The 15809-nt window shown below is 43.5% G+C and carries 11 protein-coding genes, 1 pseudogene and 1 riboswitch; of the genes and pseudogenes, 1 reads left to right on the top strand and 11 read right to left on the bottom strand.

The genetic code is table 11. The annotated features are described in order from the left end of the window. Positions 1–51: 51 nt before the first annotated feature. A protein-coding gene (locus FXV75_RS07680) for an IS3 family transposase (RefSeq protein WP_148832237.1) occupies positions 52–1202 on the bottom strand; the annotation gives its coding sequence in 2 pieces (ribosomal slippage) (positions 52–965 and positions 965–1202; 1152 coding nt in all). Between the two features lie 150 nt (positions 1203–1352). Between FXV75_RS07680 and FXV75_RS07675 the strand changes: the two are divergent. After that, positions 1353–2458, top strand: a pseudogene (locus tag FXV75_RS07675) (transposase). Positions 2459–2936: 478 nt separating this feature from the next. On the opposite strand, the gene FXV75_RS07670 reads toward FXV75_RS07675, so the two are convergent. The 10 genes from FXV75_RS07670 to FXV75_RS16350 all read right to left on the bottom strand — a co-directional run bounded on the left by FXV75_RS07670 (position 2937) and on the right by FXV75_RS16350 (position 15769). Then, complete coding sequence (locus FXV75_RS07670; RefSeq protein WP_148832234.1) at positions 2937–3710, bottom strand: ABC transporter ATP-binding protein; 774 nt, start codon at positions 3708–3710, stop codon at positions 2937–2939. Next, positions 3707–4711, bottom strand: a complete 1005-nt coding sequence (locus FXV75_RS07665) for a FecCD family ABC transporter permease (RefSeq protein ID WP_262368486.1) — start codon at positions 4709–4711, stop codon at positions 3707–3709. The genes FXV75_RS07670 and FXV75_RS07665 overlap by 4 nt, the downstream gene beginning before the upstream one ends. After that, positions 4698–5600: a cobalamin-binding protein gene (locus FXV75_RS07660; protein WP_148832231.1), complete on the bottom strand. Its 903-nt coding sequence runs from the start codon at positions 5598–5600 to the stop codon at positions 4698–4700. The genes FXV75_RS07665 and FXV75_RS07660 overlap by 14 nt, the downstream gene beginning before the upstream one ends. Next, positions 5600–7387, bottom strand: coding sequence for a TonB-dependent receptor domain-containing protein (locus tag FXV75_RS07655; protein ID WP_187424863.1), 1788 nt, complete (start codon positions 7385–7387; stop codon positions 5600–5602). The genes FXV75_RS07660 and FXV75_RS07655 overlap by 1 nt, the downstream gene beginning before the upstream one ends. Positions 7388–7492: 105 nt before the next feature. After that, a riboswitch (cobalamin riboswitch) is annotated at positions 7493–7689 on the bottom strand. Positions 7690–8011: 322 nt separating this feature from the next. Further along, entirely contained in the window at positions 8012–9049 is a 1038-nt protein-coding gene (locus tag FXV75_RS07650) for an IS110 family transposase (protein WP_148832222.1), read from the bottom strand. Between the two features lie 108 nt (positions 9050–9157). Beyond that, positions 9158–9859: a transposase gene (locus tag FXV75_RS07645; RefSeq protein WP_148832220.1), complete on the bottom strand. Its 702-nt coding sequence runs from the start codon at positions 9857–9859 to the stop codon at positions 9158–9160. A 332-nt stretch (positions 9860–10191) separates the two neighbouring features. Next, positions 10192–11166: an IS5 family transposase gene (locus FXV75_RS07640; protein ID WP_262368602.1), complete on the bottom strand. Its 975-nt coding sequence runs from the start codon at positions 11164–11166 to the stop codon at positions 10192–10194. Between the two features lie 272 nt (positions 11167–11438). Then, positions 11439–13946 (bottom strand): hypothetical protein, encoded by a 2508-nt coding sequence (locus tag FXV75_RS07635; protein ID WP_148832212.1) that lies wholly within the window; start codon positions 13944–13946, stop codon positions 11439–11441. A gap of 354 nt (positions 13947–14300) precedes the next feature. Next, complete coding sequence (locus FXV75_RS07630; RefSeq protein ID WP_148832209.1) at positions 14301–15305, bottom strand: helix-turn-helix transcriptional regulator; 1005 nt, start codon at positions 15303–15305, stop codon at positions 14301–14303. A gap of 290 nt (positions 15306–15595) precedes the next feature. Further along, positions 15596–15769 (bottom strand): hypothetical protein, encoded by a 174-nt coding sequence (locus FXV75_RS16350; RefSeq protein ID WP_187424862.1) that lies wholly within the window; start codon positions 15767–15769, stop codon positions 15596–15598. Between the last annotated feature and the right edge of the window lie 40 nt (positions 15770–15809).

Below are 15809 nucleotides of genomic sequence, written 5' to 3'. Positions count from 1 at the left end.
ACCAAAAAAAGGTGTTTCTTGTATCTGTAACCCTGGTATGGACCCAGTTTTCTAGACAGTTTCTAGCTCCGTAAAATATCGCTTCTCATATTGCAGTGGCGATAATCCATTATTTGATCCATGGTGTCGCTTTGGATTATAAAAGCATTCGATATAATCAAAAATCTCTGAACGAGCATCACTTCTTGTTTTGTAGGTTCGATTGCGGACTCTTTCTTTTTTTAACAATGAGAAAAAGCTTTCCGCAACAGCATTATCATGGCAGTTACCACGACGACTCATACTGGCTTCTAGATTATTATCTTTTAAGAAGGTTTGCCAATCTTTCGAGGTATATTGAGCGCCTTGATCTGAGTGTACCAGTACTCTTTTTGTGGGGCGTCGTCGCCAAATCGCCATGAGTAAAGCATCAATAACTGACTCCGCTGTCGCCTTTGATCTCATTGACCATCCTACGACCAATCTAGAAAATAGATCAACAACGACGGTCACGTAAAGCCAGCCTTCTTTTGTCCGGATGTACGTAAAATCGGTTACCCATACTTGATCTGGTTCTGGGACAATAAACTCTCTATTTAGTGTGTTGGGGGCTGTATTACGTTCAGACCCACGATAAAAAACAGGGTGGCGTTTGTAGCCTATTAGCGCTTTTAAACCCTCGCGGCGCATCACCCTTAGCACTCGATTTTTCCCACAAGACTTACCTTCTCCTTTTAGGTCTTTGGTGATATTGCGGTATCCGTAAACACAACCACTCTCAAGCCAATGCGTTTTAATGGTGATGGCAAGTTCATCATCTTCTTGCTCTCGTCGACTTTTTGGACAGTCCAGCCAAGCGTAAAAACCGCTCCTATGGACTTGCAGTGTTCGACACAAGACAACAATAGAATAGTCGTGGAGCCGTGATTTTATGAACGTGTACTTTTCTTTGACTCCCCGGCAAAGTACACGGCGGCCTCCTTTAAAATGTCCCTCTCTTCGGTCACCCGTTTAAGTTCAGCTTTGAGTCGCTGGACCTCTGACAGAGCTGAATCTTCCGCTTTTCTGGTCACTTCTGGTTTGCTGTATCGGGCAATCCAATCATGCATACTTTTGTAACTAACGCCGAGTCGCTCAGCCACTTCTGCAATCTTATAGCCGCGCTCAGTGACTTGTTTAACGGCTTCAATTTTGAACTCATCGGTATAGCGTTTTCCACTCATAATTCACCTCATTTTTACCTATTATTAGAGGTAATTGCAAAACTGTCGATATAAGCCATATCTATTCGTGGAATAACGAAAAAAGAGAAGACGTGGGCTGCCGTTTCCGGCGACGATAGCGTTCTCACACAACATCGACATACCCACTCTATGAATGCTACGACGCCCCAACAAATAATGCAACGCTGGCAAATCGTTCAAGGCCAATTGATTCCTGCTTTACACCAAGAAATAGGCTTGTTGACCCCAAAACTTGAAAAACTGATTCATATCTTGGAATGGTCTCGCATCGAAGAGTTTGTGACACGCTTTTCGTATCGGACGGGGCGTCCTCCCCATGAACTCGCTTGGTTAGCCAACGCGTTTGTTGCCAAGGTAGTGCTTGGGCTTACCACCACGGTGCATCTAATAGAACGCCTAAACATGGACAAAGCATTACAGCGAATCTGTGGATTTCCGCTTCATAAGAAACTGCCCTCAGCCTCGACTTTTTCTCGTGCGTTCGAGACGTTTGCCAAAGATAAGTTGGCCGAACGTGCCCACGAGGTGCTGATCAAAATGCACTTTGGAGATCGTCTCATTGGGCATATCAGCCGAGACGGGACGGCGATTAAGGTGAGTGAGAACGTCCACAAAAGATCGACAAAGTGGACACGGATAAACCTAAGCTTAAAGGGCGGCCCCGCAAGGACAAAGATGAAAAACGCCCGATCAAATTCAATGTGGCACGGCAACGTACCCAATGCCTAGAAGAGATGCTTAAAGAGATCCCGGTTGATTGCCGTCGTGGCACAAAATGCAATGCTCAAGGCTATAAAAACAGCTGGAATGGCTACAAACTGCATCTAGACATTGCAGACTGTGGCGTCCCCATCTCCGCTTTGCTGTCCTCAGCCTCCATGCATGACAGCCGTGCCGCCATCCCTCTGTCTCACATCAGTGCGGCGAGGGTGACCAACCTTTATGATCTGATGGACGCCGCCTACTGCAGTATTGACCTGCATGAGCACAGTAGAGAGTTAGGGCATGTGCCCCTGATAGATCACAACCCCAGAGGGGGCGAGAAAGAAGGATTTGAACCCGCCGATACGGTGCGTTATCGGGAACGTTCGGGCGCAGAACGAGCCAATGGCCGACTCAAGGATGAGTTCGGAGGTCGACACATCTGGGTACGTGGTGAGGTAAAAGTCATGAGTCACCTGATGTTTGGCATTTTAGTACTGAGTGTCGATCAACTGCTTCGACTGCGGCAATAAATCGCAGAAAGATAAGTCATGTATCGAGGATATTGTGCTTCTGGGGTGGTCACAGAACGAGCCGCTATGATCAAAAAAGAGAGAAAAGCGATGACGACCTAGTCAAAATAGAAAATGCATAGAAACACATGCTTAACTGAGTAAAAAAACAGCCTCTAAAGGGGCGATAAGTTATCCACAAATGGGTTGGCTATTAGTTTTGCAAGATGCTCATTATATAGCTATGAGATGTCTATTAAAGTGGGTCCATACCACCCCTTATTTTGTAAAAAAGTGTTAATACTTGTTAAGTATTGAAAATTTAGACTAATGATAGGGAAAAAGGGTCAGATTCATTTTATCTAGGTAGGTGGTCAATCGAGGTACAGAAATAAACCATGGGGACATCATTGACGCTGGCGACATTTGGTAAAAAATGGGTCAGTAAAAGGTAAAACGAGGTGAGACCTTTTTTATCCAACACTCATTCTTGAGCCATTTAGGCTACTGGCACAAACAGGGGTTTGCCGTTTAACTCTGTCATGGCGAGTTTCTGGCGATAAAGCGGCTCTAGGTTTTGCTGAGTTAACAGTGTTTTCGCATCGCCCCAGATAGGTGGTCTATCGGGGTACAAAAGTAGAACATGGGAACACCATTGGGCGGCGACGTTGACGTCATGCAGTGACATAACCACCACTTTGTTCAGGTTAGCCTGCTCGGCTAGCAAGCCCATCACGGCCACTTGGTAATGTAGATCCAGATGGTTGGTCGGCTCGTCCACCAGCCATACATCGGGTGATTGGGCCATTAACGTAGCGAGCGCGGCACGTTGTCGTTCACCACCCGATAAACTGTTCAACGCACGTTCACGAAACGGTGACAAATCCAAACGGTCTATCGCAGCATGCGCTAGTGCTAGGTCCTGTTCGTTTTCCATTTCCCAAGGCGATAAATGAGGGAAGCGTCCTAATAAAACCGTTTCCAGCACGGTTGCGGGAAAGCCATCTTGATGCTCTTGAAACATAATGCCGATTTGCTGTGCAAGCTTTAAGCGGTGCAACGACGTAATTGGCTGATGATTTAATTCGATCGCGCCGAGTGCTGGCACTTTCAAAGCGGCGAGGGTGTGCAATAAGGTGGTTTTGCCGACACCATTTGGCCCCAAAATCCCCCACATTTGACCTGCCTTAAAAGTTAATGACAAAGCATATTCTGGTTGGCGGGGTTTATTGGGAATAGCGGCCAGTAATTGAGTTAACGTAAGCGTTGTCATAAACGCCCACGCTGCAATAGATACAAGAAGGTGGGTACGCCAAGCAATGCCGTAATCACCCCCACTGGCAGTTGTTCTGGCGCAATAACAGTACGTGCCAATGTATCGGCTAAGGTGACTAAACAACCACCAGCCAAAGCGCTTGCTGGTAGAATGAGCCGCTGATCATTACCCAATACCATGCGTAGCATGTGTGGAACCACCAAGCCAACAAACCCTACACTGCCTGCTGTTGTCACCGCAATCGCCGTGAGCAAACTGGCTAACAGAAACACTAGGCGTTCCACGCTTTTCACATTTACCCCAAGTGCCGCCGCTTGCAAAGGCCCACGAGCCAACACATTCAGACTGCGACCAAGTGGCATCAGAATGAGACAGGTTGGTACCAACACACACCAAGCCAGCCATGGTGTGCTGGCATAGGATAAATCGCCCATCAACCAATACAACATGCCAGGGATTTTGTAAGGCGGTGCAAGCGCCAACATGAGCGTAATTAATGCTCCCCAGCCAGCAGCAATCACCACCCCCGTCAATAACAAACGCATGGTCGCCATGTTGCCCAAGCGCGAGGCAAGCCCGAACACCAATAGGGTCGATAACACCGCACCGAGAAACGCCATGCCCGACATCAAAATGCCACTAATACCCAACAAAATCGCCGCCAGTGCGGCCACAGACGCGCCCCCTGAAATCCCCAATACATAGGGATCAGCAAGAGGGTTTCTAAGTAAAATCTGCATCAGAGCGCCCGCCACCGCCAGCAATCCACCCGTTGCAAATGCCGCCATCACACGGGGCAAACGCAACTCCAAGACCAGGGTTTGATTAAGGCCTGAACCTTGCCCAAGTAATGCCTGCCAAACCGCATAAGGCGATAAGCTGACACTGCCTTGCGTGACCGAAAAGACGATACTCAGCAGCGATACACCAGCTAACACCACAAGCGGCCAGGCGATGGAACGACGATTTGTTAGATGACGAGTTTTAACGTCGAGCACGAGCGGTATCCAGCCTTTGACAAAGAATTTGCGCGCCTTCTAATAAACGCGGCGTTGGACGCTGAACGAGGGAGGCAGGCACATAAAATAAATTACCTCGCTGCGTGGCAACTAAGTCGGGAAAAGACAGCCAAGTATTAAGCCAGTCAGTTTTCAGCTCGCCTCTATCACCCGTTATAATGACTTCTGGATTTTTCAACAGAATAGCTTCTCGACTAAGACGTGGAATAAGGCGAGGCGAGTCCGCAAACACATTGACGCCACCACATAGACTGACCGCTTTACTCATGTAGTGGCTACCATTCATCGTCATGAGTGGTTCGTCCCATATTTGATAAAAGGTCTTGATTGGGGCGGCCTCTTTGTAGCGTTCCTGCAGCGCTTGAATACCCGTGCGGAAACGCATCGCCTCAAGATTGGCCAGCTCTTTGGTGCCAGCGAGCACCCCCATGTTTTCGATATTTCGAGCAATATCTTCGAATTCATGGGCCTCCACGTAATAAACAGGCAGGCCCAAACGTGCCAGTGTTTCGATCTGTTCCGTTGGATTACCCGTTCCCCAAGCTAATACCAGATCCGGTTGCAAACTAATCAAACGCTCTAAATCCAAGCGCGTATGACTGCCTACTGAAGTAACACTTTTAGCGGCTTCAGGATAATCACTATAAGACACGACAGCCACCACCTTGTCACCCGCACCAGCGGCATAAATCAGCTCAGTGGCGCCTGGAGACAAAGCAGCGATGCGCACTGCTGGATGATCGAGGCATACACTCAAGCCACGATCATCCTCCACACAAACGGGTTCTGCAAAAGCGGCGGACGCAAATGCCCCACCGCCTAACCACCATATCAACATGAATAAAACAATACGCATCGGGTTAGCCATTAAAATGCCGAATAGTTAAGCGTTAAGAACACACCACGACCGGGATTAAGAAAATCTTTTGCCGTTTGATATTCTTTATCAAGCGCATTTTTGATACTCAACTCGGCACTCCAATCCGTCGCAAAGTCATAACTAGCTCGCAGATTCAACACCCCGTACCCCGCTAATAGCGCTGAGTTTTTGGCATCATCATAACGCTCACCATAACTCGCTACAGTGAAGCCAAGAGTGCTATTAGCAAAATGTCGATCTACATCAATTCGAGCACTTTTATTGGCACGGCGCGCTAATCGATTTCCTTTTTCAGCACCAGCACTTAAATTTTCTGTATCCATAATGGTAGCCGCTAAAGCAAATGACCAATACTCGATTTGCAGACCGGTTGAAAGCTCTAACCCTCGAACTCGTGCCGATTCAATATTACCAACCGTAGGGTAATTCCATGTAATTAAATCATGATAATCGGCTTGAAAAACCGCCACATCCCAATAGCTATTTTGATAGTCACCACGTAAGCCAACTTCAAATGATTCTGAAGTCTCCGGACGAATTTCATTCGTTAACGTATAACCCCAATTTTCCGCATTCATTGAGTTAAATGTTGGGGCAGTAAAAGAAGTACGCCAGCTTGCTCTGACTGAGTAAACATCGTCAATCTGATAACCCAAAGCAACGCCGCCAGTAGTTTGTGTATCATACTCGTCGTATCGATCAGCACGTATATTCAACTGAGCACTGGCTTGCCCAAACTGAGACAGTGACTGAGCGAATACCCCCTTACTGGTTCGTTCTTTAGTGTAAGAGCCCTCAAAGTCATCTTGAATGTGCTCAGCTCCAAAAACCAGCTTATGATTACTTTGTGATAAGGTATTACTCCAACGTACACCTCGCGAGCGGCTATAAAAATAACTGTTCGTCTTGACTCCTTTGTCATTCAGAACATCAGAATCATCACGGGATTCTCGCAATTGAATTTCAGACTGCCAGTCCTCTGTCAAATCGACACCACTCGTTAATGCAATAGCCTGATTCACAAAGTCATTGCTGCGCAAACTACCAGTAGAGGTAGTGTAGTCCGACTGACCTTCTGCACGCATAATAAAAACCTTCGCATAGGCACCCGAATCAAATTCATAACCAAGGCGGGTAAAGATATTGTCATTTGAATATCCCATATCACCCGCATGCTCTTTGACTACTGTCCCATCAGTTTCGAACGTACCCACTGAAAGAAGATAGCTTGCGTCTCCTGATAATCCAGAAACGCTGGCACTCGCCTGTTGGGTATTAAAAGACCCGCCGCCTAGAGATACATTCGCTTGCGTTTCTTGACTCGCTTCAGGGAAAAACACTTGCACAACGCCCCCTGCCGCACTTGAGCCATACAAAGAAGACTTAGGTCCACGTACAATTTCAATGCGCTCAACTTGGAACATGGGCAGGTATTGCCATGAAGAAGACCCCGTTGAATGCGATTGGATTGGCACACCATCAATTAACAGCTTTGTGCCTGTACTGCTCGACCCTCGGGTATAAATGCTTGTGCTTTTGCCATACCCCCCATTCGTGACGATATCAATACCTGGCTGACTCGCCAATAACTCACTGAGTTCCTGAGGCTGCTGTTTGTTCACCGCATCCCTGTCAATCACAGTTACCGAAACTAATGAGTCAGCTTGATTTTGTTCGGTTGTCGTCGCCGTTACCACTAGAGGAGATAAAGTGAACGATGTTGTTGGTGAATTATTCGCATGAAGTGAAGGAACAGACACGATACTAAGCGCCACGAGGGTTCTCGTGAACGAAGGAGAAGGAAATGGAGTTTTCATAAAATAAGATCTACTGTTGCACTGAGCACGCCCGCACAGTGGTGACATTTGGCTCCAGCTTACGCGGAACCCCCAGCTACAGGCAGGTCTCCGGACTCAAAAGTTGCGAATGCAGGCTTTACCGCCTTCCCATGGTTTACCACAGTGGCTGATTGGCAAAGTTTGACTTTTTTACCGTTGCGGGGGCAGCGTCAGAATTGCACTGACTTCCCTATTATTGCTGACAACTTAGGTCAACAACCTGTAACGATGCGTACTCTAACATAAGGTGCCATCTGGGTCATATATGGTCCATCCCGCGATGCAAGATAAAGTTACTGGTATGACAGAAAGATATTGCTTCCATATATCCGGCCTTTAACTGAGGTTTTTGTAACCTCTGGCCCTGATGGAATTCGCTCGCTCCTACCTCATCAGATGATCGGCCTCTATGAGCCCTAGACCCTAGCAGGTTTTAGGAACGCAGGTCTTACCTTTTATGCCATCACTTGTACTTTATCCACGCAACTCGTTGCTGATCTACCTTGTTAACCGCTTTTCTGTTTAACTTTTCTTTGCATCTCATGACCAACTCGGTCGGGATCAGGCTGCTGCCTGATAAGATTCCTTTTTACTCAAGACCGCCCAAGCAATACGCGCATTTTTATTGGCGACCGCAACGGCTGAAATATTCTTACCACGGCGGTTATCAAGCTCCTTCACCCAACGATTACGGCGATCATCATGTTTGTCGGCCACCCTGACAACCGTCCTGCCACCATGGATCATCAAGGTTCTTAGATAGGTATCCCCTCGCTTACTGATGCCGAGCAAGGTGGGTTTTCCTCCGGTGGAATGTTGTCTAGGCACCAGCCCAAGCCAAGCGGCCAGCTCACGGCCGTTTTTGAACACGGTCACATCACTAATCGCCGCGATCAGTGCGGTGGCGCTCAACAGGCCGACGCCCGGAATGGTGAGCAAACGTTGGCAATCGTCATGGTTTTTGGCGATGGTTGCCAGTTGTAACTCAAGTGCCTCAATCCGATCATCTAAATGAACCATCTCATCGTAGAGCGTGCTGAGCAAGGCCCGAAATACATCACTTAATCCATTGTCTCTCTCTTCGAGAATAAGGGGGATGTGTTTTCGAACATAAGAAATCCCCTTGGGAATGATAATGCCGTATTCTATCAGTAGCCCCCTGATCTGATTGGCTTGCGCCGTTCTTCGGGCAACCGCTTGGCTACGCACACGGTGAATGCTCTGGATGTCCTGTTGCTCAATACTTTTCGTAGGCACAAAGCGCATACTCGGGCGCTGGATCGCTTCACAAATTGCCTCTGCATCTGCGGCATCATTCTTGTTTGATTTGACATAGGGTTTAACAAATTGAGGGGCAATAATACGAACCGAATGCCCCAAGGCCGTAAATTGACGGCACCAATAATGCGCACCGCCACAGGCTTCAATGCCAATGACACAAGGTGGAAGATTAGCGATGCAGGGTAACAGCTTGCTACGGCTGAGCTTTTTTCTGAAAACCACCTTCCCATGGTTATCTACGCCGTGCAATTGAAAGCTGGTTTTGCTCAAATCAACTCCGAGAGTACATACCTGGCCTTTTTTGCTATGCTCGTTCATGGTTCGCTCCGTTTCTTTTGATGAATGACATTGTTCACACAACTCACTTCATCATGGCTCATTTGAAGCCGATATGGGGCGGGGTGGACCATTCCATTAGATGAAAATTTAGTCCACTCGACTCGGTTTTCTACCGCGCTTTCTTGGCGTCACTCGCCTACCCGTTAGCTTCTCGATCTCCTCTTTAAAGCGTTCGTTTCCCAGTGCCATATCTGAATGCGTAGCGGATCGAATCCGTCCGAGTTCTTCTTCTGGGATGTGGTATTTGAATAAGGCTTGGTAACGCTTCGCTCGCATTTCCTGCTGACGGCTCAGCTTGAGATAAAGTTCATGTGGTTGCCAAAGCTCACTTTGTAGATCCAGCGACTCCTGAGCATGAAAGCGATAGCTCGACCATTTGTAGTCAGCTGGATGAGCGACCATATTAGCTCTAACGGGATTTAGCTCAATATATCGCTGGCAGATAAAAAAGTATTCCTCAGCACTGATGACACAAGACTTAAATCGCCCTTCCCACAATGTGCCGGTTCTTTGGTAGGTGTAGTTGAAATAACGGACATAGCGGCGTCCCAGTGCTTGCATCATCTTTGAGATACCACCCTCGGTCATTGGCGTTGCAAGTAAATGTACGTGATTGGTCATAAAGACCCATGCATGCACTTTAACGTCAAACTCTTGAGCGTACTCCGTTAGCCAATTTACATAAGCGATGAAGTCATCTTCACTGGCAAAACACACTTGGCGGTTGTTGCCACGTTGGATAATGTGTTGCGGGATGCCAATCGGACAAAGTCGTGGTAGCCTCGCCATATTTCACTCCTTTGAAATAAGCTTTACTGAAAAAAACCTGATACGAACATCTTGTTCATAAATATCAGGCTAGCCGATATCTTAGGGTAAACACTTATTGAGTCAAGCTAGCGACCAGTTTTCTATTTTCATCTGACCCCAATTTCACATGTAATTTAACACCACTGTTTAGCGTATTCCGTTAGCTAAGGAACGTGCGATTAAGTCAGATTATTAGCACTAAGTCGCAGCTGGCCTGATTCGCTCTTTAATTCACTAAAAACCTCGGTTTTTAGTGTTTCTTATTCTCTAGTTGAAGGCTTAAAAGCTCCAACTACCATCATCAAGACGGATTAACCCCGTGCAGACCTTATCATCTGATCCACTCGCAGTATGTTTCCCAGTGCAAACAACACCGCGAGCTTATTGTCATTTTTTGATAGACCTTTATAGACCACTTTGCGGAAGCCAAACTGGCACATCAGTATCCGAAACGGGTGCTCTACTTTTGCTCTGATGCTCGCTTTTATGTACTCAGTATTGATGGGGATTTTATTAATACGGGGATGCTTTTTCCATTCCCGAACCTTGCTTGGCATCTCCGCAATCAACCACTCCAACGTCTTATCTTTGGTTTCCTCACGTTTTTCCACGCCACGGTAGCCCGAGTCAGCAGAGACAAACGTCTCATCGCCATGCATGAGCTCAGTTATTTGGTTTAGGTCATGTTCATTGGCAGAAGTGGTGGTGAAACTATGCACCAAGCCACGTTTAGCATCGACTCCAATATGTGCTTTTAATCCGAAGAACCATTGGTTTCTCTTCTTAGTTTGGTGCATTTCTGGATCACGTGATTTGGCTTTATTTTTGGTCGAGCTAGCGGCTTCAATAATAGTCGCGTCAACGATGGTACCTTCTTTGAAGTAAATACCTGAGTCTGATAGCCACTTATGGACTTCTTTAAATAGTTTTCGTCCAAGCTTATGCTTTTCCAGTAAGTGCCTGAAATTCATAATAGTTGTGTGATCAGGTATCGCACCATCTAAGGATAACCCAGCAAAAAGCCGCATAGAGGTAATTTCATAAAGAGCGTCTTCCATTGCAGGGTCTCCCATGTTGTACCAGTTCTGCATAAAGTGAATGCGCAACATGGTAGACAAAGGATATGGGCGACGTCCATTACCTGCTTTTGGATAGAAGGGTTCAATTTGGGCTTCAAGCTGCTGCCAAGGAATCAATTCATCCATTCGACCAAGAAAGAGTTCTTTGCGAGTCTTGCGGCGTTTGCTGGTAAATTCGGTGTCGGCGAAGGAAAGCTGGTTCATGATCGGTAGGCGTCGTAGTTGTCTTAAGTCGGCGAGATTATCTCATGTTACCGACTTAATCGCATGTTCCTTAATTGCGCCTCATATTTTTGACTATTTTTAAGACAATTATGGCTGAAAATAATTTTCCCACTGAGAAGACCTAAAAAAGCATGGCGCTTCTTGCCTGAAACGCCATTATTCAGGGACGACTATTTAGGGACAAGAAATTTAAACCCAACTGCTACTCAATAACACAAACATAGTATTGAGAATATTTTTATGAAATTGAGTACTTAAACAGTAAGTGAGGAATATTCTTTTTCCATACTAAAAATCTCATTATCGATATCATCTTGATCATACCGCATTACAAACCTCTGTTTAACAATACCAGTTACTATTGGCTTAATAACTTGATTAGCAGCAGCAATCCGATCATTTTTAGCTGCATAAATATTTTCAATAATTTTATCATTTAATACATTGGTTAAATTTTCATTTAAGTTTATCATTTCTTCATCATTGAGCATAAATGTACAAGATAAATACTGAACTTGCTGGGTAATGATTTTTATAATAATTTCTCTGTCATCCTCAACAAATTTATTACTTATTACTTTTGAAACCCAGCCCACAGCATATCCCCCAATAGCACCACCCACAAACCTTCCCGCAAGAACTCCTGCAGGCCCTAATGGCGAACAAACAGCTGCACCAGCAAGTGAACCAGCAACGCTTCCTGCAGTAGAACTTGCTGCAATGGTTAAGTTTTTTAGAAACTGCTTTGAAGAAATGCGCCCTCTACAAATTTTCAATAGATCAGGACCAGTAGTAACAGCAACAATTACTACTGATGTGATAATTGTTCCTCGTAAAGCAGAATTAGCTTGATTAACACTTTTCGCACCAGTTCCCAGCTTACCTATTTTTTGTAAGGTTGGTGAGAGGTTACTAATATCTATATTTTTTACTGCTCCTTGAACAAAGCCCAACCTTTGAAGTTGTTGAGTACCAATATATATAGTTGTAGTTTTACCAAACGTTTTTACGGCGGTAACTAAGCCAGCTTTTATAGCTTTTGATTTATCTTTTGTTTTTGCGTATACAATAACAGTTGTTATAACTGATGATATACCACCGGCTTTTAAACCAATTACAGCGCCATTAACAAAGTCATAAGAAATAGACTCAATAGTTCCAAATCGTGTAATATTTCTAGCCTGGTCGTATGTAACACTACCTTTAACGATTATCTTTTGAGCATCTTTAGGATCACTCACACCAGGAACTTTACCGTCTTTAATTTTAACCTCAAGCACTTTTACAGCTTGATCATATTGATCTTTTGGAACTTCTAATAACATAGGTTTGTTATTGCTATCGACGTAGCGGTAAGATCCATCCTGACCGTCAAATGCCGATCCAACCGTTCTAGCAGGAGTGGCGCAGTATTTTGTTTGAACAAACTCTCCATTTACAAATCGATCGGCACCGTTTTTTGAATTGTCTCCACCAATTACTGTTGCATCTTTCCCCTTAAGTCTGTCAATAATATTGTTAGCATTCTCCGCTGCAAAACCATGACCTTGTGAACCAATTGCGAACATTTTATGATTGTCAACCCATGCATCTACAGAGCTAAGTAATATAAAACCTGTAGTGGTCGCATTTTCTATAAAAACTTGAGTATCTTGTTTTTTTATACCATCACAAATTTTGTCTGTTTCTTCACATATTTTTGAACAATACCATTCAGAAGAGATTTCTCCTTCTATATTTTTTGACTTACCACAACAGATACATGAAATAATATTTTCAGATTTGTATGAAACAAAAAATTTTCCGTCTTCAAAATTTTTATACTCACCAAAATCAAGGAAACTTTCTGTAAACTCTAGAGATTCAACATCGTCAAATTTTGTTGAATTTTTAATTATTTCAACTATTTCTTTATCTGATAATTTTCCAGAATTGCATGTAGCATCCTCTAAGTATTTATTTTGTTTAACAATAAATTCTGAAGAGAAGTAATAAACTTTACTATTTGAGAACTCAGTATCCTTGATCACTCCTTCCTCAATAAAACCAACCATCCTATTTGAAAAAATTAATTTCTTTTCCTCTAAAGATAAGGAGCCAGCATCTAAACTGCCATAGAAATCTTCATATGAAATTAAATTCATTGACTCAACAATACTATCAATTTTGCTAAGTAGCTTTTCGATTGAACTTTTAATAGAAATAAGATGAAAAACAATCAATACTGAAATAATTAGATATCCATAAACAAACAAATAATCATAATCTAAAAAATATCTTGGAGCATCATAAATCTTTTTAACCAAATAGATCGGAGTTATTGAATAAAGTGACAGGATAAAGAAAGAAAATGATATGATAGATAGTGTAAAAAAATATTCAGACTTTTCTTTCAAAACAGAGCATTTTCTTTCTAAATATATATAATTATACATTGGAATTAGAATTAAAAATAAAGGCGAAACAAAAAAATAAGCCCAAGAATCAACTGAGTATTCAGAAGAGTTAATACTACTTGCGTAATACTCAATGTAAAAAGGTAGAGCTGCAACAGTAACCGATAAAATCGTAAGGCTAGCCCGAAGTAAATTAGTCCAGATGATAGATTTTGAAACGCAATATCCTAAAGCAATAGCAGGCAAACAAAAAACAAAAATAGTTAGTGCTGAAATATAAAACAAAGCCTTAAAAACCATTTTGAAAATCTTTAACGCTAAGACAAAAACTATTATCGATATAACTATGAAAAATATTACTTCCATTACAATTTCCTTATTAAAAAACAGAATTATCCTAAATAATTTGGCTTTATCAAGATAAAATTTTGCATGTATAAATTTATCTTAATATATGTAATAATTTTAGATTGGCTATTAAATAATCATATAAACTTGAAAAATCAATCGGATGATTTAGATTTATCGTCTAATAAAATCAGCTTTTGAAACATTACTAAGCATTTAAATAGAAAAAGGAAATCACTCTTTTCTACGGAAAATAACGGTTTTTATTCTGAACTGTCATCATATTTAACTTATAAAAATTAAAACGAATAGGTTAATTTAGATTTTAATGAGAACTTACGACAATCTGTGTCGTCATATTTCAATAATTTGTTACGAACTCTCAAATCCTAGAATAGACCTTGCCTGCTGGTGAATATGATCACGCCATTCGACTGGCTTGAGGACATCGATTGCAGCACCATAACCTTGTATCCACCAGAGTGTTTGCTGATCATCCGCCACGCTGGCGTTAAGCCAATACCAACCCTCTTCCGCTTCGGATAGTTCCTGATCTTGACTGATTGGCGTTTCCGACAGTAACCAGGCGATTTCGCTGGTAACCTTGGCTTGCAGCTTTTTGGTGTCTGATGACTGACGGTAGCTGAAACCTCCTTGATCGATATATGTACTAAGGCTGAAGCCTTCTAGGTGTCGATACGCTCTATCTGATCGCTCTACTTTTTGAATTCTGTGCAGAGCAAATTGACGAACCTCATCGTAGTCTTTTACCGTTGCTAGTAAATAACTGACACTGCCTCTTACAACGATGCCTTGTGGGTGAAGGGTGTATTCTTTGGGTTCGTTCTTTTTGCGGCTTAGGTAAATAACATCAATAGCGTATTCTTCTAATACCGACTCTGAAACCGCCTCCCAAATGCCTTTTTTAATTTTGGCGGGGATCAGAGTTTTACCACTGGGAAGTGCTTTTATGCGATTGGCCCAGCCTGAGTAATGGTTGGAGGGCAAGGCATTGAGGTATTGTTGAGCCGCTTGAAATTGTGACGTGATTTGATCGACAACGATTTGTGGCAATAGACCAGAAAGGTATTCGTGAGCAAGCACCAAGGTCAACGCTGTTGGGGTATCAAGGCCTATCTTGGAATCATTAAATGACGCAGACAAACTCCAACGATATTCGCCATTCCCTTCTTTGCAATATAAAGGCAAATGACTTGTCATTGCGTTAAGATCTCGCTGAACTGTTCGCAATGATACTTTAAAGCCTTTTTCTTCTAAGGCTGCATGGATAGTAGAGGTGGCTTTGTATCTAGGTTCTTTTGGTATGGTTCGCAGCATGGCAAATGTGCGAAATAAAGTGTCTTGCTTAGTAGCCACAAAGCTTCCTTACTGGAGTAAAACTTTTATGAATTCCCTTTACAAAGACTTTACCACAATCCTGACTGAAAACGCCAAATGAAACTTTGTGATTAACTGTTTTTAAAAATATAGCCGGTGAAACCACCAGCTTCCCTAGAGAAATTATTGAACATGCCCTAGCCCACAAACTGAAGGATCAATCAGAAGTCGCCTATCAAAGAGGTGATTTGCATCAAAAAAAAAGGTTAATGACATAACTTTGGTTTAAAGCAACCACTCTCTAGCCAACATTGAAGCAGTCAGAAAAATCATTTCCCCTTTTTATCCTTTAATCCTTCCGCTTGAACGATAACTTGCCGCTGATCTTCAATGGCTAAATCTCTTACTTTCTCAAAAAACACTTGTTTTTCTGACGTTGAGGCATAGCGGATAAAGTCGGAAAAAGGGGTGGACTTAACTTTTTCAGGTTTTCTGGTCGACATTGTCTGCTCTCTTTCTTGGTTTTTCTTGGTGTATTTTTAA

Origin of the sequence: Marinomonas sp. IMCC 4694 (assembly GCF_008122525.1) — a bacterium.
In the GTDB taxonomy this organism is placed as follows: Bacteria; Pseudomonadota; Gammaproteobacteria; order Pseudomonadales; family Marinomonadaceae; genus Marinomonas.
The sequence above is the reverse complement of the archived record's forward strand: the minus strand, read 5'-3'. Positions and strand labels throughout refer to the sequence as shown.